Annotated in this window: 17 protein-coding genes; 12 read left to right on the forward strand and 5 right to left on the reverse strand. The window is 67.2% G+C overall.

All coding sequences use genetic code 11. The features are described from left to right. Positions 1 to 62: 62 nt before the first annotated feature. Entirely contained in the window at positions 63 to 470 is a 408-nt protein-coding gene (locus XM50_RS01605; RefSeq protein WP_052742367.1) for a hypothetical protein, read from the reverse strand. A gap of 125 nt (positions 471 to 595) precedes the next feature. Between XM50_RS01605 and XM50_RS01610 the strand changes: the two genes are divergently transcribed. The 3 genes from XM50_RS01610 to XM50_RS01620 all read left to right on the forward strand — a co-directional run bounded on the left by XM50_RS01610 (position 596) and on the right by XM50_RS01620 (position 2,686). Next, on the forward strand, positions 596 to 1,702 hold the full coding sequence (locus XM50_RS01610) for a serine hydrolase domain-containing protein (protein WP_046406843.1): 1,107 nt from the start codon (positions 596 to 598) through the stop codon (positions 1,700 to 1,702). A 266-nt stretch (positions 1,703 to 1,968) separates the two neighbouring features. Beyond that, positions 1,969 to 2,385 (forward strand): nucleoside diphosphate kinase regulator, encoded by a 417-nt coding sequence (gene rnk / locus XM50_RS01615; RefSeq protein WP_046406845.1) that lies wholly within the window; start codon positions 1,969 to 1,971, stop codon positions 2,383 to 2,385. A 4-nt stretch (positions 2,386 to 2,389) separates the two neighbouring features. After that, positions 2,390 to 2,686 (forward strand): hypothetical protein, encoded by a 297-nt coding sequence (locus XM50_RS01620; RefSeq protein WP_046406846.1) that lies wholly within the window; start codon positions 2,390 to 2,392, stop codon positions 2,684 to 2,686. Between the two features lie 2 nt (positions 2,687 to 2,688). Here the strand turns inward: XM50_RS01620 and XM50_RS01625 are convergent, their stop codons facing one another. From XM50_RS01625 to XM50_RS01635, 3 genes are read right to left on the reverse strand one after another with little or no spacing between them, the layout of a single operon-like run. Beyond that, entirely contained in the window at positions 2,689 to 4,506 is a 1,818-nt protein-coding gene (locus XM50_RS01625; RefSeq protein ID WP_046406848.1) for a flavin-containing monooxygenase, read from the reverse strand. Between the two features lie 39 nt (positions 4,507 to 4,545). Continuing rightward, entirely contained in the window at positions 4,546 to 5,484 is a 939-nt protein-coding gene (locus tag XM50_RS01630; protein ID WP_046406850.1) for an SDR family NAD(P)-dependent oxidoreductase, read from the reverse strand. 37 nt (positions 5,485 to 5,521) lie between these two features. After that, positions 5,522 to 6,349: a phytanoyl-CoA dioxygenase family protein gene (locus tag XM50_RS01635; protein WP_046406851.1), complete on the reverse strand. Its 828-nt coding sequence runs from the start codon at positions 6,347 to 6,349 to the stop codon at positions 5,522 to 5,524. A gap of 166 nt (positions 6,350 to 6,515) precedes the next feature. Between XM50_RS01635 and treA the strand changes: the two genes are divergently transcribed. Beyond that, positions 6,516 to 8,117 (forward strand): alpha,alpha-trehalase TreA, encoded by a 1,602-nt coding sequence (gene treA, locus XM50_RS01640; RefSeq protein ID WP_082102635.1) that lies wholly within the window; start codon positions 6,516 to 6,518, stop codon positions 8,115 to 8,117. A 19-nt stretch (positions 8,118 to 8,136) separates the two neighbouring features. Here treA and XM50_RS01645 read toward each other — a convergent pair whose 3' ends face one another. Next, the gene (locus tag XM50_RS01645) at positions 8,137 to 8,649 is read right to left on the reverse strand and encodes a MarR family winged helix-turn-helix transcriptional regulator (protein WP_082102636.1); all 513 of its coding nucleotides are present in this window, start codon (positions 8,647 to 8,649) and stop codon (positions 8,137 to 8,139) included. 216 nt (positions 8,650 to 8,865) lie between these two features. Between XM50_RS01645 and XM50_RS01650 the strand changes: the two genes are divergently transcribed. The 8 genes from XM50_RS01650 (at position 8,866) to XM50_RS01685 (ending at position 22,284) form a co-directional block, all read left to right on the forward strand. Further along, positions 8,866 to 9,474 (forward strand): hypothetical protein, encoded by a 609-nt coding sequence (locus tag XM50_RS01650; protein WP_046406855.1) that lies wholly within the window; start codon positions 8,866 to 8,868, stop codon positions 9,472 to 9,474. A 38-nt stretch (positions 9,475 to 9,512) separates the two neighbouring features. Then, positions 9,513 to 10,370: a cytochrome b/b6 domain-containing protein gene (locus XM50_RS01655; protein WP_046406856.1), complete on the forward strand. Its 858-nt coding sequence runs from the start codon at positions 9,513 to 9,515 to the stop codon at positions 10,368 to 10,370. Further along, positions 10,367 to 11,143: a molybdopterin-binding protein gene (locus XM50_RS01660; protein WP_046406863.1), complete on the forward strand. Its 777-nt coding sequence runs from the start codon at positions 10,367 to 10,369 to the stop codon at positions 11,141 to 11,143. The genes XM50_RS01655 and XM50_RS01660 overlap by 4 nt, the downstream gene beginning before the upstream one ends. Positions 11,144 to 11,227: 84 nt before the next feature. After that, positions 11,228 to 12,655 (forward strand): L,D-transpeptidase family protein, encoded by a 1,428-nt coding sequence (locus tag XM50_RS01665; RefSeq protein ID WP_231621819.1) that lies wholly within the window; start codon positions 11,228 to 11,230, stop codon positions 12,653 to 12,655. Positions 12,656 to 13,076: 421 nt separating this feature from the next. Then, on the forward strand, positions 13,077 to 14,561 hold the full coding sequence (locus XM50_RS01670; RefSeq protein ID WP_046406858.1) for a hypothetical protein: 1,485 nt from the start codon (positions 13,077 to 13,079) through the stop codon (positions 14,559 to 14,561). A 120-nt stretch (positions 14,562 to 14,681) separates the two neighbouring features. Further along, positions 14,682 to 15,437, forward strand: coding sequence for a Crp/Fnr family transcriptional regulator (locus XM50_RS19060; RefSeq protein ID WP_052742369.1), 756 nt, complete (start codon positions 14,682 to 14,684; stop codon positions 15,435 to 15,437). 596 nt (positions 15,438 to 16,033) lie between these two features. Next, entirely contained in the window at positions 16,034 to 18,973 is a 2,940-nt protein-coding gene (locus tag XM50_RS01680) for a TonB-dependent receptor domain-containing protein (protein WP_052742371.1), read from the forward strand. A 131-nt stretch (positions 18,974 to 19,104) separates the two neighbouring features. Continuing rightward, on the forward strand, positions 19,105 to 22,284 hold the full coding sequence (locus XM50_RS01685) for a WD40/YVTN/BNR-like repeat-containing protein (protein WP_231621820.1): 3,180 nt from the start codon (positions 19,105 to 19,107) through the stop codon (positions 22,282 to 22,284). Positions 22,285 to 22,340 lie beyond the last annotated feature (56 nt).

Genomic DNA, 22,340 nt, shown 5'->3' on the forward strand with positions numbered 1-22,340 from the left:
GGGGGGGGGTCGGCTGTCGACCCGCCGGTTCAGCCCGCCGGCCCAGCGCCCGCCGCTGGGGGTCAGCGCGCCGGGAGCGGCACGTCCGGCAGCGCGGCGAGCTGGTCACGCGTCATGGTGGTCGACAGGTCGCGATCGTCGCCGCGCTGCACGACGTTGAGGCCGGTCAGCGGAATCTGGACGTAGCGGTCGGGATTGGTGTCCTCCACCTCGACGATCAGGCCCTCCACGGCGCCCGAGGCGTTGCGCACCAGGCTCTGCACCTCGCCGATCTCGACATTGTTCGGGCCGATGAGGTCGGCGTCGAGCAGCTGCGCCTCGCTCAGCCCCAGCGCGACCGGCGTCGGGCCAGCGGCGGCGGCATTGGCCTCGGCGGCGTCCTCCATCCGCTCGGCGGCGGCATCGCGGCCGTTATTGCCGCAACCGGCGACCAAGGTGGCGGCGGCAAGTGCGAGAACCATGGTCTTCATCTATCTTCTCCCTTGGCGGACAGCATCAGGATAACCGGGGCGGCACACATCTGTTCCGAAGCGGCACCTTGCAGGTAGCGAGCGGGGACGTTACGACTACAGATGTAGTCAATGAGGATGTGCCCGTGTTCCGCAAGATCGCCCTCGCCTGTACCGCCATGCTGACTGTTGCCGCTAAGCCGCTTCCCGCCCCGCCCGAGGCGCTGGCGGCGATCGGCGCGCGGATCGATGCGGAATGCGCCGAGGGGCGGTTCTCCGGCGTGGTGATCATCCGCATCCGGGGCCGCGAGGCGTTGCAGCGCAGTTGCGGGATGGCGGATATCGTCAATCAGGTGGCGGTGACGCGCGGCACGCGGTTCAAGATCTATTCGGTCAGCAAGTATATCACCGCGCTCACCGTCATGGCGCTGGTCGAGAACGGCACCCTGTCGCTCGACCAGCCGATCACCGCCTATCTCGCCGATGCGCCGGCGGAATGGTCGGGCGTCACGCTGCGCATGTTGCTGAACCACACGTCGGGGATCGACGATCTGACGCTTCGCCTGCTGTATCACTATCGCAGCGACCATCCGGCGGCGATGCGCGACCTCTTCGCCGCGCTGACGCCGGGCGAACGGGCGCTGAAAAGCGCGCCGGGCACGATGCGGCGCTACAACAATTTCGGGTTCGAGCTGCTCGCCGACGCGGCGGCGCGGGCGACCGGCACGCCCTTCGCCAGCTTGGTCGAGCAGATGGTGTTCCGCCCCGCGGGGATGCGCAGCGCCAGCATCGAACCGCCATCGATCGAGGCCGGGCACCTCGTCCCGGTCAGCGAGCCGGGGCTGGCCAAGGGCTATAATGGCGAGCGCGGGGCGCTGAACGAGGCGGTGAACTGGGCGTTCGTTCAGCTGGGCGCGGGCGCGGTGCGGGCGAGCGCGGCGGATTTCATCGCGCTGGATGCAGCGCTTCGCCAAGGCAAGATCATCGGCCCGGCGTTGCAGGCGGAGATGATCCGCAACCCCGTGGCGCCGCCCGACGGCAAGGCGGGCGCGGCGTTCGGGCTGGGCGTTGCGATCCAGGCGCCGCGTGGCACGGCCATGATCGGTCACACCGGCGGCACCAACGGCTATATCACCGATTTCCAGCGCTTTCCCGACGAGGACGCGATGATGATCGTCCTGTCCAATCGCGGCACGACGCGGACGGCGTGGATGTATGACCATGTCGCGGCGGCGCTGATCGCGGCGCGCTGACGCCCCGCCCCGCCACCGTGCCATCGCGCCGTTGCGGCCGGCAAGGTTGACTCGGCGGCCCGCGATCATCAAATTCGGAAGATGTACGCTTCCGCGACATTCAGGCGCTTTCGCCACCACGCCGGGCAACTCGCCGCGCGCCCGTAGCCCGGGCTCCGGACGGCCGCGCGCCGCCTGAGTTCGGGCCTTTGTCGATCAGACCTGTGGGCAGGGCCGGACAATTCCGGATTCCTGCCGTCGATAAAGCGGAAGAAAGCTGAACTGTCATGGACCATCACCCCTCGATTGCGGTGGAATCGCCGCCAATCTTCCTCGTCGCGGACGAATGCGACGCGCTGGCCGAACTGGCGTTGAGTGCCGAGCGCCGGCACCCCCGCGCCGCCGCGATGCTGCTGGCAGAGCTGGACCGCGCCGAAGTGTGCGACGCGGCCGACCTGCCCGACCAGACCGTGGTGATGAATTCGCGCATCGAATTCGTCGACGAGAAGAGCGGCGCACGGCGCATGGTGGAGCTGGTCTATCCCGGCGACGCCGATATCGCGCAGGGGCGCGTGTCGATCCTGACCCCGATCGGCGCCGGGCTGATCGGGATGCGCGCCGGCCGGTCGATCAGCTGGCCCGATCGCGACGGGCGCGAGCGACTGCTGCGCATCGTCAGCGTCACGCCGATCAGCGGATCATAAGCGGGTGATCGAGGAACTCGCCCGCCACCGCTGCACCGATGCCGCCGGCCTGCCGCTGTTCGTGGTGGAGCAGCGCGCGGTGTTCACGTTGCACGATGCCAACGGGCAGCACCATCGCTATGGCGCTGCCCGGCTGGCGATGCTGAACGGCGAGCCGGTCCGCTATGTCGACGAGCGCACGTTCAGCGTCATCGCGAGCGGCGACATGATCGCGCATGATCCGGTGCGGTGCGGCTGCGCGCCCGCACCCCGGATCATGGCGCGCGAGGGCGCCGAGACGCCGGCGCCCCTGCTGGGCTGAGCCTAAGCGCGCAGCGCCAGCCCCTGCAGCTCGCCATTGTTGCGCCAGTCGGCGAGCAAGGCGTTGAAGGCATTGATGCCGGGCGCATAGGTCTGCCCCGCCTGGCCACCCTCCAGATCGCCCTCATTGTTGTAATAGCCGGGCGTGCAGCTTTCGAGATAGGCGCGGTTCACCACCGACAGCTTCTTGATCGTCGTGACCCAGGCGTCCTGCGCCTCGGGCGTCGGCTCCACCTCGGTCGCGCCGCGCTTCTTCGCCTCGGCGATGATATAGGCGATGTGCTGCGCCTGATCGTCGAACATCGCGGTCATGTTCACCGACAGGCCGTTCTGCGACACGCCGATATAGAACCAGTTGGGAAAGCCGGTGGTCGCGAAGCCGTGCAGCGTCTTGTACCCATTGGCCCAATGATCGTGCAGCAGCACGCCATCGCGCCCCTTGATGTCGAAGCCGACGCGGCGCTTGAACGAGGTCGTGATCTCGAACCCCGAGGCGTAGATGATGCAATCCACCTCGTACTCGCGGCCGTTGGCGACGAGGCCCTTGGGCGTGATCCGTTCCACGCCCTTGCTTTCGCTGACGTCGACCAGGGTCACGTTGGGGCGATTGAAGGTGGGGAGGAATTCGTCGTTGAAGGTCGGCCGCTTGCAGAACTGACGATACCAGGGCTTCAGCTTTTCGGCAGTGTCGGGATCCTTCACTACCTCGTCGACGCGCTGGCGGATGCGGTTCATCTTGCGGAAGTCGGCGACCTCGGCGTGGCGGATCGCCGCCTCCGGCCCCATCGTCTTCGCGTTGCGGATGACGAAGGACTGCACCTCGCGGAAGATCGAGGTCCAATTGTCGTTGACGAGATCATGTTCGAACGGGCGGCCTTCGATAATGTCGGCGAAATTGTGCCGCCGTGCGCGCTGCCACCCGGGTTGCAGCGACTGCGCCCATTCGGGATCGGTCGGCTTGTTGCCGCGCGTGTCGACCGAGGAGGGCGTGCGCTGGAACACGTAGAGCTGCTTGGCATGGCGGCCGAGCGCGGGGATGCACTGGATCGCAGTGGCGCCAGTGCCGATGATCGCGACGGTCTTGTCCTCCAGCTTCCACAGGTTTCCGGTCGTGTCGCCGCCGGTATAGCCATAGTCCCAGCGGCTGGTGTGGAAGCTGTGCCCTTCGAAGCTTTCGATGCCGGGAATGCCGGGCAGCTTGGCGCGGCTGGCGGTGCCGAGGGCGGAGACGACGAAGCGCGCGCGGATCGCATCGCCGTGATTGGTGCGGATCACCCAGACCTTTTCGGCGTCATCCCAAACGAGTTCTGAGACGCGCGTCTGGAACAGCGTGATCGGATAGAGATCATAATGTTTCCCGATGCGCTGGCAGTGTTCGTAGATTTCGGTGACGTAGGAATATTTCTCCTTGGGGAGGTAATTCAGCTCCTCGAGCAGCGGCAAATAGCAATAGCTTTCGATGTCGCATTGCGCGCCGGGGTAGCGGTTCCAATACCAGGTGCCGCCGAAGTCGCCGCCCGCCTCGATGATGCGCAGGTCAGTAACGCCCTTTTCCTTCAGCCGCGCGGCGGCGAGCATCCCGCTGAACCCGCCGCCGATCACCGCCACCTCGACGAAATCGGTCAGCGGCTCGCGGGTGAAGCCGGGTTCGACATAGGGGTCTTCCTCGGCGTAGCGGGCGTAATCGCCGGACAGCTCCTTGTACTGACGGTCGGCATCGGTGCGCAGGCGCTTGTCACGCTCCGCCTTGTAGCGCGCGCGCAGCGCCTCGATGTCGAAATCAGCCTCGAGCACCGCCTCCTGGGTCTCGCTGTTGCTCATCGTGCCTCTCCGTTCTTTTTTGAGTAGGTTGCCCCGGCGCTATTCTGCGGCGTAGGCGAGGAAATCGGGGTCATAGGCGCGCTCCGGCTCGGCGCGGACGCGGCGGTCGAGCCGCTCGGCATCCTCGCCCACCAGGATGCGCCAGCGTTCGGCCTTCACGCCATCAAGGATGATCGTCGCGGCGCGCGCGGCGCTTGTCGGCGCGAGTTCCTCGAACCGCTTGGCGAGCATCGCCTGCGCCGCCTCCAGCGCGGCATCGTCCATCGTGTCGGCGCCTTCCATGCCGATCATCTTCAGATGCTGGCGCAGCTTGCGGCGCGCGACATCAGTCATCCCGCCGGCCAGCACGCGGCGCGAATTGAGGCCGATCGGCGTGCCGATGCCGCCGGGCATGACGATCGACGCCCTGATATGCGGGGCATAGTTGCGCAGGTCCGTCACCAGCGCCTCGGTGAAGCCCTTCACCGCGAACTTCGCCGCGCTGTAGGCGGTCTGGGACACGCCGGGCATCAGCGCCGCCCAGAAGCCGTTGGCGCTCGACGTATTGACGATATGTCCTTCGCTCGCGCGCTCCAGCATCGGGAAGAAGGCGCGGCAGGAATAATAGACGCCGAACCAGCAGATCTGGAACACGCGGTCCCATTCGGCGCGGTCGTCGAGCACGAAGCTGCCGCCGCCGCCGATGCCGGCATTGTTGAAGAGAAGGTGGATGTGATCGCTCTGGTGATCGCGTGCGACCTCGGCGGCGAAGCGTGTGACCTGATCCTCCTCGCCGACGTCGGCGATGTGGCTGGTGATGCGCACGCCCTGCGGCACGCCGTCCGCCTCGCACAGCGCGACGGTTTCGGCCATGCTGTCGGCGAACAGGTCGCACATCGCGACGCTGGCGCCCTCGGCAACAAGCTGGCGCACCAGTTCGCGGCCCATGCCGGTGCCACCGCCGGTGACCACCGCCAGCTTTCCGCCGAAATCCTTCATCGCGATGCTCTCCTTGTCGTGGTGGCGCGGCGCTGGGTCACGCGGTTGCGGCCGTCTTTGGGTGGAGGCGCAGGAAACCGGGCGCGCGCATCGGGTCGCCCGGCTTCAGCTTGGTCGCCATGTCGGGGAAGTTGGGCAGGGATTTCGCCGCCTTGGGATCATAATGCGTGCGCTCCCCGAAGAAGCGCAGCGTCAGTGTGCGGCGGCGCTGGCCGGGGCGCGTCGGCGCGCCGCCGTGCAGGGTGCGGAAGTGGAAGAAGATGACGTCGCCCGGCTCGACCGCCCAGGAGACGATGTCATGCCGGTCACGCTCCGCCTCGACATCGGGCAGGCGGGGGAGCGACAGGCGATCGTCGATCGGGCGGGTGTCGTCATTGGGGTCGAAGGCCGAGGTGTTGTACATCGGGCCCCGATGCGAGCCGGGGATGAATTCCAGGCTGTCCTCGCGCGCGAGCGGTTCGAAGGTGATCCAGGCGACGGCATTATCCTCGCCATCCATCGGGATGTAGGAGCCGTCCTGATGCCAGGGGGTGCGGCGGGTATCGCCGCCTTCCTTGAGGAACACCTGTTCGTAGATGAACCAGACGGGATCGCGGCCCCACAGCTGCGCGCAGGCGGCCGGGATCGGCGAGCTTTCCAGCATCTCAGCGTAGCCATCGAGTACGTCGGGGTGGAAGGAATCATTGTAGAACAGCGGGGTGCCGTGACGCTTCAGCGCGGGGGCGTTGCGCGGCGTGGGGTTGGCCAGACTCCATTCCCACGCCCGGAGCGTGGCGGCGAGTTGCGCGGGATCGAGCAGGCCCGGGATGTGGACCACCCCGTCCCGCTGGTACGCGGCACGCTTTTCCGCCCAGTCGACGACCATGGCATCCTCTCGCTTTTGGCGAAGAACCTATAACGTGTTTCACTTATGTCAAACGCAAAGCGGCGGCTGGACGAAGCGGGACGTATGTGGCGAACCGCGCGCCTGCTGCTGCGTTGCGGCTACAGAGCGGGGCGGGATGGCCCGGTGGACAGAAGCGAGGTGAGGCATGCGGCAATGGCGGGCGAAGGCTGGAACGATACTGATCCTTGGCGCTCTCCTCGCCCAGCCCGCCGCCCCTGCCCTTGCCCGACAGAGCGCGATGCCGGCCGCGGCGCGAGCGGCCGCGCCTGCGTCCCCCGCCGCATTATATGGCGACCTGTTCCGCGCGGTGCAGACGCTGCGGATCTTCCCTGACGGCAAGACCTTCGTCGATGCCACGGCAAAGCGTGACCCGGCGGCGATCATGGCGGATTACCGCCGGCAGCGGCCGCGCGATGCGGCGGCGCTGCGTGCGTTCGTGCTGGCCAATTTCACCGTGCCGGGGGTCAACGATCGCCAGCCCGGCGATCTGAGGCAGCATATCCGCAGCCTGTGGCCGATGCTGGTGCGGCCCGCCGATCCGGTGGTCGCGGGTTCCTCCGCGCTGCCGATGCCGCAGCCCTATGTGGTGCCGGGCGGGCGCTTTCGCGAAATGTATTATTGGGACAGCTATTTCACGATGCTGGGCCTGGCGGTCGACGATCAGCAGCCGCTGGTCGAGACGATGCTGGCGGATTTCACCGACACGATCGAACGCTATGGCCATATCCCCAACGGGATGCGCAGTTACTATCTGGGACGATCGCAGCCGCCCTTCTTTGCGCTGATGCTGAACCTGTCGAAGGACCAGGACCCGGCGCTCGCCGCGCGGCGGCTGGCGGCGCTGAAGCGGGAACATGCCTATTGGATGAAGGGCGCCGCCTGCCTCGACGCGAGCGGGGCGTGCGCGCGGGTGGTGCGGATGCCCGATGGCACATTGCTGAACCGATATTGGGACGATCGCCCGCTGCCGCGCGACGAATCCTACGCCGAGGATGTCGCGACCGCCGCCGAGGACCCCTCACGCGGCGCAGAGGTGATCTATCGCCACCTGCGCGCGGGGGCGGAAAGCGGGTGGGATTACAGCAGCCGCTGGCTGGCCGATCCGAAGCGGCTCGCCTCGATCCGCACCACGGAGATCGTGCCGGTGGATCTCAACAGCCTGATGCTGATCATGGAGGAGGCGATTGCGCGGCGTGCCGGGGCGGCCGGGGATCGGGCGACTCAGGCGCGGTTCACCAGACTGGCGCAGCAGCGGCGCGCAGCGCTGAACCGGTATTTCTGGGTCGCCGATCAAGGGCGCTACGGCGACTGGGACCGGGTGACGCAGGCGCCGACATCGGCGGTGACCGCGGCGATGCTGTATCCGCTGTTCGCGGGCGCTGCCTCGCCCGAGCAGGCGCGCGCTGTTGCTGCCACGGTGCGCAGCACGTTGCTGGCGCCCGGCGGCCTGCGCACCACGCCGCTGCGCACCGGGCAGCAATGGGATGCGCCCAACGGCTGGGCGCCGCTGCAATGCATCGCGATCGCCGGATTGGAGAAGAATGGCGAACGCGCGCTGGCGAAGGAGATCGCGCGGCGCTGGCTGGGGACGGTCACGGCCGCTTATGCCGACACCGGCAAGATGCTGGAGAAATATGACGTCGAGGAGCGCAAGCCCGGCGGCGGCGGCGAATATCCGACGCAGGACGGTTTTGGCTGGACCAATGGCGTGACCAGCGCGCTGCTGGACCGCTACCGCGACCTGTAGCGCCGGACGGCCGCGCCGCTCAGCCCGCGCCGCCGCGCCCCGACAGTTCCGGCCGGGCGGCGAGGTTTTCCACCAGCTTGCGCGCGATGCGGCGCAGGGTTTCGCCCTCCTCCGGGGTGAGCGCGGGGTTGGTCACCATCTTTTCAGGGACATGCCGCGCCACGTCGCGCAGCTTGTCGCCCTTTGCGGTCAGCGAAATGAGCACGCGGCGTTCATCCTCCACGTCGCGGCGGCGCGCGATGAGGCCGTTCGCCTCCATGCGTTTCAGCAGCGGGGTCAGCGTGCCACTGTCGAGATACAGGCGGCGGCCGATCTGGCTGACGCTCTGCCGGTCATTTTCCCACAGGACCAGCATGACGAGATATTGCGGGTAGGTGAGCCCCAGCTCGTCGAGCGCCGGGCGATAGAGCCGGGTCAGCAGGTTCGAGGCGGCGTAGAGCGGGAAGCACAATTGCCATTCGAGCTTCAGCGCCTCCGACGCGAAATCGGCCGGCAGCGCTGCCGCGCCGCCAGAATGCATGTCCTGATCCATCTGCCTCTCGCCCATCATCCGTGACTCCGGCTGCGCTTGAACCGGCTATCCAGCGGATACGGCCTGTTACAACAAGGTCGTGGTAGCACGCAGCACGGAGCATCGCTTATTGTATTGTGCGCAATCTAGCTGCGCGCTACTATAAGCGAGTCGGCGTGAGAAAAGCGTCGGCGCATCGTGGCGCCACGAGCGTCACACCCATTGGGAGAGGTTCGAATGCGCTATTCGACCATGAGCGCCGCCTGTGCGGTGCTGTTTGCCGCGACGCCGGTTGCGGCTGATCCGGCCGCCACACCACAGATGCAGTTCCTGCGCGGTACCGTGACGGGCGTCTCGCCCGCCGCGCTTCGCGTCAAGACCGCCGCCGGCAAGACCGAGACAGTGAAGCTGGCGCCAGACTGGAACGTCCAGGTGACGAAGCCGGTGTCGGTGGAGCAGATCAAGAGCGGCAGCTTCATCGGCACGGCGGAAATGCCGCAGGCCGACGGCACCGGCCGGTCGCTGGAAGTGCATGTGTTTCCGCCGGGCGTGAAGGTCGGCGAGGGGCATTATGGCTGGGGCCTCAAGAAAGGCTCGATGATGACCAACGGCACGGTGGGCAAGGTCGTCGCCAGCCCGCAGGGCCGATCCTTCACCGTCAGCTATCCGACCGGCAACCGCCGCATCGTCGTGCCGCCCAGGACGCCGATCGTTCAGATCGGGCCGGGCCCGCGTTCGCTTGTCAAGGTGGGCGCGCGGGTGTTCATCCCGGCGGCGATGACGCCGGGCGGGCTGGCGACCAATTCGGTCGCGGTCGGCGCCAACGGCTCCGCGCCGCCGATGTGATCGGCTGAGGAACCGAGTTCGGCCGGGAGGGCGAAGCGATGAAGGCGGACAGACCGGTCGGACGTGGCCGGATCCTGATCTATCGCCATGGTCCGATCGTGCGGCTGACGCACTGGATCAATGCGGCGTGCATCCTGGTGCTGCTGCTGAGCGGCCTGCAGATCCTGTGTGCCCACCCGGCCTTCTACTGGGGGGACACGTCGCGCTTCGCCGATCCGGCGGCGGCGATCGTCACCACCACCAATGATGATGGCGAGACGCGCGGCGCGCTCAGGATGTTCGGCCGGACGTTTGACACGACCGGCGTCCTGGGCGCGTCGCGCACCACTGACGGACAGATGGTGCCGCGCGCGGTGCCGGCCTGGGCGACGTTGCCGGCGGAGCTTGACCTCGGCGCGGGGCGACGCTGGCATTTCTTCTTCGCCTGGATCTTCGTGCTGAACGGGATGCTTTATCTGGCGCAAGGGCTGGCGAGCGGTCGGGTGCGCCGCACCTTGATCCCCGGTCGCGCCGATCTGGCGCATCTGGGCCGGGCGATCGCCGATCACGCGCGGTTGCGCCTGCCGCATGGCGAGGAGGCCCGGCGCTACAATGTGCTGCAGAAACTGTCCTATCTGCCGGTCGTCTTCGGCCTGTTGCCGCTGATGATCCTGACCGGGCTGGCGATGTCGCCGGCGGTCAATGCGCTGCTGCCGTGGCTGACGGTGATGCTGGGCGGGCGGCAGAGCGCGCGCTTCCTGCATTTCCTGGCGGCGGGCGGGCTGGTGCTGTTCGTGGTGGTGCATGTCGCGATGGTGGTGCTGGCCGGCCCGCTCAACGAACTGCGGTCGATGGTCACCGGATGGTTTGCGATCCGGCCGGAGCCGGCGGCGAGCGTGGAGGAGCGCGCGGCATGAGCGATCGAGCGATCAGCCGCCGGGCCTGGCTGCGCGGCGGCGGCGCCTCATTGCTCGGGCTGGCGACCGCCGGGTGCGACCGGCTGACGCAGTCGCAAGGGGTCAACCGGTTGCTGTCGAGCGCCGACGGGCTGAACCAGGCGCTGTACGACCTGGCCGGCGATCGCACGCTGGCGCGCGAATATCCCGCCAGCGCGATCTCGCGCGATTTCCGCGCCAATGGCAGCACGCAGCCCGACAGCGGGGAATATCAGGCGCTGGCGGCGAACGGCTTTGCCGACTGGCGGCTGGAGATCGGCGGGCTGGTTGAACGGCCGCTGTCGCTGTCGCTCGCCGATCTGCGCGCCGCCCCCGCTCGCCGGCAGATCACGCGGCACGATTGCGTCGAGGGATGGTCGTGCATCGCCGGGTGGAAGGGGGCGCGGCTGGGGCCGCTGCTCGACCGCGCGGGGCTGAAGCCAACGGCGAAATATCTCGCCTTTTACTGCGCCGACACGCTGGAGCTGACGCTGGACGGCACGGGTGATTATTATGAGACGATCTCGCTGCTTGACGCTTATCACCCGCAGACCATCCTTGCCTACGAGATGAACGATGCGCCGCTGCCGGTGGCGCATGGCGCGCCGGTCCGCCTGCGGGTGGAGCGGCAGCTGGGTTACAAGATGGCCAAATATGTCATGCGGATCGAGGCGATCGCGCGGTTCGACCACCTTGGGCTGGGCAAGGGCGGCTATTGGGAGGATCGCGGCTACCAATGGTATGCGGGGATCTGACCGCGCGCGATTTCCACGATCCGACACGGCGGCGGAGCGTGCGGCGCATTGGTGCGTTTCCTTTGTGGTTCAAAGGAGTAGCCGGTGCAGAAAAAGTGGGTGATCGCAGCGTCGATGGCGGCGCTGATGGCGGGGTGCAGCGTTCAGGATCAACCGGCTCAAAATGGCGCCGCAGGGGCAGAGGCCCAGCAGGAGGCCAAATGGACCAGCAAGACAAAGGACCAGTTGCGCAAGGCGATCGACAATCGCGCCGCGCACGGCCTCGACCAGATGCCATTCGCCGTGGAGGGCGAGGATGACGCCGCGCTGACCAAGGCTGCGCTGACCTATGCCAAGGCGCTGGCGAGCGGCGCGACCGATCCGTCGAAACTATATGAGGTCTATACTGTGGCCCGGCCCAAGGCGGACCTGGAACAGGGTCTCCGCGGGGCGCTGGCGGCGGGTGATGTCGGCAAATGGCTTGACAGCCTGGCGCCGCAGGACGCCAATTATCGCCGCCTGTCGCAATCCTATCTGGAGCTGCGCCGCCCGGATGCGACCGCCAGCCCGGCGGTTCCGGAAACGGGCAAGCTGATCAAGCCGGGCGCCAGCGATCCGCGCATCCCGATCATCGCGCGCCAATTGGTGGTGCTCGACTATCTCGATCAGGGGGCGGCGAACGGCAATGCTTATTCTCCCGCGATGGTGGCGGCGGTGAAGGCGATGCAGGCCGATTACGGGATGGAACCCGATGGCGTGATCGGCGACGACGCGCTGTCGATCCTCAACATGTCGGACGCCGATCGGGCGCGCGCGATTGCGGTCAACATGGAACGGCTGCGGTGGCTGGAGCGCACGCCGCCGGCGACGCGGATCGACGTCAATGTCGCCGCCGCACGGCTCAGCTACTGGCGCGACGGCAAACTGGTCGACAGCCGCAAGGTGGTGGTGGGCGAGCCCGATACCGAGACGCCGCAGCTTGGCTCCCCGATCTTCCGCCTGGTCGCCAACCCGACCTGGACGGTGCCGCGGTCGATCCAGGAAAAGGAGATCGCCAAGAAGGGCGCCGGCTATCTCAAGGCCAACAACATGGCGTGGAAGGACGGGTGGATCGTCCAGCAGCCGGGGCCGAAGAACTCGCTGGGGCTGGTCAAATTCGACATGCAGAACGACCATGCCATCTATCTGCACGACACGCCGGCCAAGCCCATGTTCGGCATGATCCAGCGCCAGCGCAGCCACGGCTGCGTGCGGGTGGACGATGCGCTTGGCTTTGCCGAGATGCTGGCACGCGACGGCGGCGTGCTGGACGAATGGAACAAGGCGCGGGCGACCGGCAAGGAAACCTTCGTCAAGCTGCCGGCGCAGATCCCGGTGCGCATGCTGTACCAGACGGTGCTGTTCGACGAGGCCGGTGCGCCGGTGATCCGCAACGACCCCTATGGCTGGAACGACCGGGTTGCCGAGGCGCTGAAACTCGACGGTCATTCCTCGCTGCGGGTCCGGCGCGGCGGCGCCGATGTCGGGCCATAAGCCTGGCGGGAAAGGGATGGTGTGACGAAGATCACAGCGCAGCGTGCGCGGCGTCACTGCGCGCGGGGGCCAAAGGCGCGAAGAACATGGTGTCGTCGCCGCCGCCTCGTGTGACGTGCGGCCCGGCGCTTTGATCGACGCGAGTCCCTAGGTCGTCGACGATTCACTGGCGGAATCGACCGCTGCATGACGTGGCAGGCATGATGCCTGCCGCCTCTGACCCCCAAGGCAGCGGGAACTGCGGGGACGGATAACACCGTCCCCGTTTCTTTTCGTGCCACCAGGGGACAGATGCTTCGTCCTCCTGCACCTGATGGTTTATCTTGTTTTCCCCTGGCGCTGCGTGCCGCTAGAAACGGGTGAACACGCCGGCAGGCCGCCGTTCATCGGCTTCGCCGGTAACCGCAGCGAACGGGCGAGGATGGACAGGGGCGAGGAGCGGCTGGACGGCTGGAAGGCGATTGCGCGCTATATCGGCCGCGATCGTTCCACCGTGATCCGCTGGGCGAACGAACGCCAGCTGCCGGTCCATTCGCTGCCCGGCGGCAAGAGCCGCACCGTTTATGCGCTGCGCAGCGAGCTCGACGCCTGGGTGCGGGGCGACGGCGATGGCCCGTCACCAGCCGAGCCGCACCCAGCCGAGCCGCCGCCAGCCGGGTCGCCACCAGCCGGGCCGCAACCAGACCCCGCCGGCGCGCCGGAGCCCGACCTGTTACCCGCTGACCGCGTCGCGGATGCCGGATGGCCGCCCGAGCCCGCACCGGCGATGGCGCCGCGGGCAGCGACGTCCCGGCACGAACAGTCGAAGCGGCGTCGGATCAGCGTCGCCGTGGCGGCCTTCCTCGTCCTGATCCTGGGTGCGCTGGCGCTCGGCAGGTTTGCGCCGGGCATTCTGCCGACACCCGGCGCCCCTTCCCCAGCCGCGCTGCCGCTGCCCCCGGCGATGCACCGCCAGGTGCTGGAGGCGCGCGATGACATTGCCTCGCGGTCGGCCGAGCGGCTGCAGCGCGCGATCCAGACGCTGACCCGCCTGAGCAACCATGCGCCCGACCACCCCGCCATTCGCGCCGCGCTGGCCGAAGGATATCTGCTGGCGCGCGAATTCGGCGCGCTGCCTGACGCGCTGGCGCTGGAAAGAGCCGAAAGCGAGGCGGAGGCGCTGCTGGCGACGACGCCGCAATCCGCGCCCGCGCTGCGCGTGCTAGGCGTCGTCGCCTATTGGCGGGACCGTGATCCGGCGCGAGCCGGCGCGCTGTTCCGCCGCGCGATCGCCGCTGCGCCGCAGGATGCACTGGCGCGTCAATGGTATGCCAACATCCTGTCCGACAATGGCGAGGACGCAGCGGCGCTGCGCGAGTTCGACGTCGCGCGCGCGCTGAATCCCGGCGCGCCCTATCTGCTGGCCGATTATGCCTGGGCCTTGTGGAACGCGGGACATGACGAAGAGGCGGAGACGCTGCTGCGCGAACTGGCGCGTGCCTATCCCGCGCTCGCCAGCGTTCACGACTGCCTGAGCGTCATCGCTCTCTCCCGCGGGGATCGCACAGGCTATGCCCGGCACCTGCGACTGCGCGCCGAGATCCGGCGCTCGCCCGAACTCGCGAGCTATGCGCGGGTCGTGGAGCAGATGGCGCCGCGCAACGCGGCCGCGCTGTACGACGTGATGCTGACCCGCGCGCTATCGCAGGCGGAGGCGAGCGCCGATCCGGATCATTCCTGGGCGGCGTTCGTCGCCAGCGTCTTTGGCGATCGCACACAGCTGCTCGCGACGCTGGCGCGGGCGCGCGCCAATGGCGAACAATGGGGTGCCGCCGGCTTCACCCGCCGCATCGCCCGGCGGTGGCGCGATGATCCGCAGGTAACCACGCTGCTTCCCCCGCTCGCGCAGGAACGCATCGAGGGATGATCCGCCATGTTGCGACGCTTTGCGACGCAATGAGACTGGCCCGCGCACGACCACTTTCCCTAGCGTTCCCGAACACTTGCATAGCGCGACCTTCGGGGGAGGGTTGCCGCAGCGGGGGCAATGGCGATGAACACCCAGGCAGCAGCACGCCCGCAGATCGAACCGGTCGCAGAGCCGTGGCCCGCCGCAGAGCCGTGGCCAGCCGCGCCGCCCGAGGGGACGGCGATCACGAGTCAGGCCGCCGTGCGGCGCTCGAGCCGGGTGCGGGCGGGCGACAGCTTCGACTGTTTCGACCGGGGTGCCGCGGCGATGGTGGAAAGCGGTGCGCTGATTGCCGAGCTGACGATGACCAATGGCGCGACGCTGCCGCTGGTGCGTTTTTCGGCCGGCGATGTGGTGCCGGCGCTGGATACATTGTCCGCCCCCGCCTTCTCGCTTTCCTATCGCGCCGAGCAGCCGACGCAGATCGCCTGGCTGGATGACGATCATCGCGCCGGCTGGGTGCGCGAGCGTGCGACACGGGCACGCGAGGCGATGCTGTTTTCCAGCATGCGGCAACTGACCTGCCTCGCCTGCCTTCCGGCCACGTATCGCGTCTATGTGGAATTGCTCCGTGCCGCACGGCTGGCGCGCGGGCGGGCCTTTGCCCTTCCCACGCATGGCGAGCTGGCAGCACGCGCCTCCACCACGCGCGAGACGGTGTCGCGCGAGCTGTCGGCGCTGCGCCAGGATGGCGTGCTGTCGAAGGGGAAGGTGGTCACGATCGTCGCACCCGACGCGCTGCTGCGCCGGATCGGCCGCGCGCTGAACCTGGAGGATGCGGGCGACGTGTGGGAGAGCATCGGCATCGCGCGCACCGGGGTGGGCACCGCCTGATCCCGGCGGCGGTGCACTGCCGCGCCTCACCTGTCGGGTCACAAGGTGGAAGCACGGGCGGCTGCGGCGGGCAGCCTTGCCAATATCACGGCCATCGCTTACCGATTTCACACATGATTGCCGCGCGATAGCGGCAGTATTGGCCGGGTACGGCGGCCCAGCAACACTTTGCAACATTGATGGTCGGCAATGGTTTGGCAATGCGCCAGCCCATAGCAATGTCGCATGGCCGCGGTCCAAACATGCATGGCCCACAAATTAGACTCTGCTTGACGGTGCAAAGTCGACTGTTAGCCTCACTGAACCAGGAACAGCGACGACAGGCGATCAAATGCGCCTGTCTGATCGTCAATCATAAGCGCTGCCAAAAGGCGCACGTTCCGTCCACGCAGGGGAAACACATAACCTTAGCCATAGGGGGCCATATGCGTGTGTTCGTGCGTTCTGTCTTGAAGTCGGGGCGTGTTCCCGACGACGGCAAGTCTGCCTGTTATCAACATGCTGGCGCCGAACAACATTCCCCGCCGTCGCGATTTCTCGTAAAGAACTGGCTGTCGTCGCCCACCCTTCCATCCGATACGGCGCCGAAGCGGGCGATGCGCCGCGCCTTGCTGAGCGCCATGCTGCTGACCGGGGCGCAGGCGGCCTATGCACAGGATGCGCAGCCGGTGCCGGCCGCCCCCTCCCCATCGCCCAATCTGACGCCCGAACTGGTGCCCGACGCGGCCGACCAGCTTGGCGAGGCAGCCGCCGCCGAAGGTGACGGCGGGACGATCACGGTCACGGGATCGCGCATCGTGCGCAACGGCTATGACGCGCCGACGCCGGTGACGGTGATCGGCCTTGCCGACATCCAGGCCTCCGCCCCCGCCAACGTCGCCGATTTCGTCAACCAGATCCCTTCCGTCGCAGGCAGCGTCACCCCGTCCAACACGCAGCGCGTGCTGAGCGGCGGCACGGGCGGGATCAACACGATCAACCTGCGGTCGCTGGGCACCACGCGCACGCTGGTGCTGCTCGACGGGCATCGATCGGTGGGGTCGATTGCGCAGGGGACGGTGGACGTGAACACCATCCCGCAAGGGCTGGTGAAGAGCGTCGAGGTCGTCACCGGCGGTGCATCGTCGGTCTATGGGTCGGACGCGGTGGCAGGCGTCGTCAACTTCATCCTCGACCGCGAATATAAGGGGCTGAAGGGCGAGGTCAGCTATGGCGAGACCACCTATGGCGACGACCAGAACTGGCGCGCGACGCTGACCGGCGGGGTCGAGTTCGCCGACGGGCGCGGCCGCGCGTTGCTGAGCGGCAATATCGTGCGGCGCGATGGCGTGCGTGGCGCCGGGCCGCGCGCGTGGCAGAACCGCGGCGTCCACCTGATCCAGAACCCGCGCTATGTCGCCGGCAACGGCCAGCCGGAATATATGGTCGCCGGCCAATCGGGGCTGAACACCACCACCGGGGGCGGCATCATCACCTCCGGCCCGTTGCGCGGCACCTATTTCGGCCAGGGCGGCACGGTGAACCGCTATGATTATGGCAACAACCGGCTGAACAACCTGCCCTGGACGATCGGCGGCGACTGGCAGATCAGCCAGCATTATTACGGCACGTCGATTCAGCCGGGCGAGGACCTGACCAGCGTGTTCGGCCGCTTCAGCTTCGACGTGCTCGACAACTTCCAGCTGTTCACCGAGCTGTCGTACAACCGCAGCAAGCAGGACAGCTGGGGCGGCTATCACACCGACAAGGCGAATGTGTCGATCCGCGGCGACAATGCCTTCATCCCCGCCGCCGTCCGGTCGCAGCTGAACGGCGCCGGCTTTACATTGGGCACGTGGAACCAGGACATTCCGACCCGCGAAAGCCATTATGACCGCAACGTCCAGCGTTACCTGGCGGGGTTCGAGGGATCGTTCGATCTCCTGGCGCTCGAATGGAAATGGGACGGTTATTACCAGCGCGGCATCACCAATGCGAAGGAAGCGCTGATCTCCGCCAATCGCGTGAAGCTGGGCTTTGCGCAGGATGCGGTGCGCGATGCGACCGGCGCGATCGTGTGCCGCGTGACGCGCGATGGCAGCACCGATCCGCTGGCGGCCGGGTGCGTGCCGTTCAACCGCATGGGGATCGGCGTCAATTCGGCAGCGGCGGTCGATTACATCATGGGTGCGCCCTATGCCGATCGGCGCATCCAGCAGGACGTCGCCTCGCTCAATTTCAGCACCAATGTCACCAATCCGTGGCTGAAGCCGATCGGCCTCGCGTTCGGCGTGGAAAGCCGCAAGGAACAGATCGATGGCTATGTGCCGGCCGAATATGCCGCCGGCTGGTATTCGGGCAATTTCACGCCGACGATCGGATCGTACACGGTGACCGAGGCGTATCTGGAATCGCTCGTCTCGCTACCGCTGAACATCGAGTTCAACGGTGCGGCGCGCTACACCAGCTACAGCGAATCTGGCGATGTGGTGACATGGAAGGCGGGGCTGAGCTGGGAGCCGATCAGCGACCTTCGCCTGCGTGCCTCGCGCTCCCGCGATATCCGTGCGCCCAATCTGTCGGAGCTGTTCCAGGGCGGTGCGCGCAACACCAATTCGATCGGCGATCCGTGGCAGAACAACCTGTCGATCCGCTATACGCAGACGGTGACCGGCAACCTCGCGCTGGAACCCGAAAAGGCCGACACCTGGGGCTTTGGCGCGGTGTTCCGCCCGTCGTTCATTCCCGGCCTTGGCCTGTCGGTCGATTATTACGACATCAAGATCAACGGCGCGATCGGGACGCTGGGGCCGCAGGAGATCGTCGACCGCTGCTTCACCGGCAACATCGAATTGTGCCGCCGGTTGCAGGCGGTGATCGGCAACCAGGTCATCCCGTTCGGCAGCAACGGTTTCACCAACACCGCCGGACCGGGGCCGGCCGTCAGCGAATATCTGATCGCCAACAGCCCGTATAACTTCCTGTCCAACCGCGCACGCGGCATCGATTTCGAGCTGAGCTATCAGTTCGATCTGGCCGACGTGTCCGCCACGCTGCCGGGCACGGTCAGCTTCCGCGGCATCGCCACCCATTATCTGGAGGCGTCGGAATCGAACGGGGTCAATGCGCCGACCGACACCGTCGGGCAGACCGCCGGGGGCGGCCCACCGAACTGGACATACCGGGCGACGCTTGGCTACGCGCTGGACAATTTCTCGATGCAGGTGATCGGGCGCGGGATCAGCGCGGGCGTGTACAACAATGACTGGGTGGAGTGCGCGATCAACTGCCCGGCGAGCAACACGATCAACCGGACGATCCTGAACAACCGGGTGGACGGCGCCTTCTACGTCGACACCTATTTCGCCTACGACCTGCCGATCGGCGGCGCGAAGAGCCAGCTGTATCTGCGGGTCGCGAACCTGTTCAATCGCGATCCGGCACCCGTCGGCAAGGGGCCGTCCGACACGTCCAACGTCGACCTTGGCATCAACCAGACGTTCTTCGACTATCTCGGTCGCACGTTCCGGCTGGGCATCCGGTTCGACCTGAAATGAGCCGCTGAGCGCCGATCCCCGGCCGGCGGCGCGATGCTGCCGGCCGGGGGCGGCCAAGCGGCGCGGCATCATGTTTGGACAGGGTCGCCGCACACCGTCATGACTGTTTTCTGAATCTCGGGGGTAACAAGATGAAATATACGTTGGCGCTGCTCGCTGCGGGCACCATGCTGGGCGGCATCGCGGAGGTGGCCAGCGCGCAGGGGAAGGCCCGGACGCAGGCCGCCGCCAGCGCGCAGACCTATGACGCCAAACAATGGTCGGGCCTGCGCTATCGCCATGTCGGGCCGTGGCGCGGGGGGCGCGTGACCACCGTGACGGGCGTGCCGACGCAGCCGCGCACTTTCTACATGGGCACGGTCGGCGGCGGCGTGTGGAAGACCACCGATGCTGGCCACAAATGGGTTAACACCACCGACGGCCAGATCAGGGTCGGCCCGATCGGTGCGGTTGCGGTGGCCGACAGCAACCCCGACATCGTCTATGCCGGCACCGGATCGTCCAAGATCCGCAGCAACGTGTCGATCGGGCGCGGCATCTACAAATCGGTTGATGGCGCCAAAACCTGGACCTTCATGGGCCTGCCCGATGTCGGCCAGATTGCGACGATCCGCGTCAATCCCACCAACCCCGATGAAGTGTTCGTCGCGGCTAGCGGCAATCCGTTCGCGTACAGCAAGGATCGCGGCGTCTATCGCACGCGCGACGGCGGGCGCACGTGGAAGAAGGTGTTCTTCCTCAACGAGCGGCTGGGCGCGGCGGATGTCGAATATCACCCGAGCAACCCGGCGGTGCTCTACGCCACCATGTGGCACGGGCTTCGCCAGCCGTGGTCGATCATCTCCGGCGGCAAGGAAGGCGGCATCTACAAATCGGTCGATGGCGGTGACAGCTGGACGAAGCTGGGCGGCGGCCTGCCCACCGGCCTGTTCGGGCGCGCCAATGTCGGCGTCAGCGCCGCGGCGCCCGACACGCTCTACGCCTTGATCGAGGCGAAGCCGGGCCAGGGCCTGTACCGGTCGAACGATGCCGGCGCGACATGGACGCTGGTGAACGGCGACGGGAAACTCGTCACCCGGCCGTTCTATTACACCACGCTGGGCGTCGATCCGAGCAATGCCGAGCGCGTGTTCGTCGGCAACGAGGGATGGTTTGAATCGCTCGACGGCGGCAAGACCTTTGCCACCCGCCCCACCCCGCATGGCGACAACCATGACGTGTGGATCAACCCCGCCGATCCCAAGGTGATGGTGCAGGCCAATGACGGCGGCGCCAATGTTTCGCTGGACGGCGGCGCGACATGGAGCGTGCAGAGCAACCAGCCGACGGCCGAGCTCTACCAGGTCGCGGTCGACAACCAGTTTCCCTATCGCCTCTATGGCGCGCAACAGGACAATACGACCGTGATCGTCCCCTCGCTCGCGCTGGGCGACGGGCAGGATTATCGCGTCGGCCCGGGGTGCGAGACGGGGCCGATCATGCCCAAGCCCGACGATCCCAACATCGTGTGGGGCGCGTGCAAGGGGCAGTTCAGCCGCATGGACATGCGCACCAACTTCAACGAGGAGCGGTTCTGGATCGGCAGTGAATCCTTGTACGGCAACGATCCCGATCGCCTGCGCTATCGTTTCCAGCGGACCGCGCCGATGGAAGTATCGCCGGTCGAGCCGAACACCGTCTATTACGGGTCGCAATACGTCCACCGGTCGCGCGACGGCGGCGTGACGTGGGAGACGATCAGCCCCGACCTCACCTGGCGCCCGGCGGACAAGCAATTCGCCTCGGGCAGCCCGATCACCATCGATGCGACCGGCGAGGAAGTCTATTCGACGCTCTACGCCATTCGCGAGAGCAAGGTGCGGCCCGGCGTGATCTGGGCCGGATCGAACGACGGGCTGATCCATGTCACGCAGGACGGCGGCAAATCGTGGCAGAACGTCACGCCCAAGGGGCTGCCGCAGGGTGGCCGGGTGCAGAATATCGAGCCGGGCGTGCGCGAACCGGGCACCGCCTATGCCGCGATCTACCGCTATCTGATGGGCGATTTCGCGCCCTACATCTATGCGACGCGCGACTATGGAAAGACGTGGACGCGGCTGACCGACGGGCGCAACGGCATCGCCCCGGACGAGCCGACGCGCGTCGTGCGCGAGGATCCGGAACGCCCCGGCCTGCTCTACGCCGGTACCGAATATGGCCTGTACGTGTCGTTCGATAATGGCGCGCGCTGGCAGAACTTCCAGCTGAACCTGCCGGCAACGCCGGTCACCGACCTGCGGCTGGCGCATGGCGACCTGGTGTTGTCGACGCAGGGCCGCGGCTTCTACATCCTCGATAACCTCAGCGTGCTGCGGCAGCTGCCGACCGACGGCACGCTGGATGCGACGCGGCTCTACAAGCCAGCACGTGCGGTGCGGATCAACGCATCGGGCGACAAGGGATCGGACCCGAATGTCGGGCCGGAGCATATCCTGCCGGGGGCGCAGATCGATTACTTCATCGCGCCCGGCACCGCCGCCACGCCGATGGTCCTCACCATCCGCGACGCTGCGGGCGCAGTGGTTCGCCGCTTCACCAGCGATACCGGGGAGGCAGCGACGCCGGGCGGCGGCGGCGCGGATGACGATGGGCTGGGCCGCTATCGCCCGACCTATCCGACGCGCCTCGATGCGACGCCGGGGATGCATCGCTTCATCTGGGATCTGCGTACTGCCGGCACGCCAGATGGTGCGCCGGCCAGCGGCGGCCGCCGCGCGCCGACCGGGCCGATGGTGCCGCCGGGCAGCTATACCGTGGAGATGGTCGCGGGCGGCGTCACCACGCGCCAGCCGCTGGAGATCGTCGAGGATCCCCGCATCCTGGCGAGCGGGATCACCAACGCCGATCTGGTGGCGCAATATCAGCACAACCAGCGCACGCTGAAGCTGGTGCACGACACCAACCTGGCGGTGTCGCGCGTCACCCAGGCGCAGGCCGCGCTGGCGAAGCAACCCGATGCCAGGCGCGAAGAGGCGCTGGGCAGCATCGCGCAGCGGCTGATCACGCCCAGGATCCGCTACAGCCAGCCGGGGCTGCAGACGCATGTCGTATATCTCTACAATCAGCTGAACGGCAGCGACCAGAAGGTGCCGCCCGATGCCGCCGCGCGCTACACCGAATTGCGCGGTGCGATCGACGCGATCACGGCCGAGCTTGATGCGCTGCTGGGGCCGGTGACCAAGACCGAACTGGCCGCCTACCGCAGCGGCGGAGACGGCGCGATCCTCAACATCGCCGACACCACTGAGGATGAAACCGAAAGCGACAATTAAGAAGAAAGGCTGCCGGCGCCCTGTGGCGCCGGCAGCCGATCCGTCAGGCCCGATCC

Origin of the sequence: Sphingomonas sp. Ag1, from assembly GCF_000980895.1 — a bacterium.
GTDB lineage: Bacteria > Pseudomonadota > Alphaproteobacteria > Sphingomonadales > Sphingomonadaceae > Sphingomonas > Sphingomonas panaciterrae.

Bases quoted from the DNA above. Each gene is read 5' to 3' on its own strand.
- XM50_RS19060 (WP_052742369.1), top strand. From the start codon at position 14,682: ATGGCGATGAACACCCAGGCAGCAGCACGCCCGCAGATCGAACCGGTC.
- XM50_RS01635 (WP_046406851.1), bottom strand. From the start codon at position 6,349: ATGGTCGTCGACTGGGCGGAAAAGCGTGCCGCGTACCAGCGGGACGGG.
- treA (WP_082102635.1), top strand. From the start codon at position 6,516: ATGCGGCAATGGCGGGCGAAGGCTGGAACGATACTGATCCTTGGCGCT.
- XM50_RS01645 (WP_082102636.1), bottom strand. From the start codon at position 8,649: ATGGATCAGGACATGCATTCTGGCGGCGCGGCAGCGCTGCCGGCCGAT.
- XM50_RS01625 (WP_046406848.1), bottom strand. From the start codon at position 4,506: ATGAGCAACAGCGAGACCCAGGAGGCGGTGCTCGAGGCTGATTTCGAC.
- XM50_RS01670 (WP_046406858.1), top strand. From the start codon at position 13,077: ATGGACAGGGGCGAGGAGCGGCTGGACGGCTGGAAGGCGATTGCGCGC.
- XM50_RS01655 (WP_046406856.1), top strand. From the start codon at position 9,513: ATGAAGGCGGACAGACCGGTCGGACGTGGCCGGATCCTGATCTATCGC.
- XM50_RS01685 (WP_231621820.1), top strand. From the start codon at position 19,105: ATGAAATATACGTTGGCGCTGCTCGCTGCGGGCACCATGCTGGGCGGC.
- XM50_RS01605 (WP_052742367.1), bottom strand. From the start codon at position 470: ATGAAGACCATGGTTCTCGCACTTGCCGCCGCCACCTTGGTCGCCGGT.
- XM50_RS01680 (WP_052742371.1), top strand. From the start codon at position 16,034: ATGCGCCGCGCCTTGCTGAGCGCCATGCTGCTGACCGGGGCGCAGGCG.
- XM50_RS01660 (WP_046406863.1), top strand. From the start codon at position 10,367: ATGAGCGATCGAGCGATCAGCCGCCGGGCCTGGCTGCGCGGCGGCGGC.
- rnk (WP_046406845.1), top strand. From the start codon at position 1,969: ATGGACCATCACCCCTCGATTGCGGTGGAATCGCCGCCAATCTTCCTC.
- XM50_RS01650 (WP_046406855.1), top strand. From the start codon at position 8,866: ATGCGCTATTCGACCATGAGCGCCGCCTGTGCGGTGCTGTTTGCCGCG.
- XM50_RS01630 (WP_046406850.1), bottom strand. From the start codon at position 5,484: ATGAAGGATTTCGGCGGAAAGCTGGCGGTGGTCACCGGCGGTGGCACC.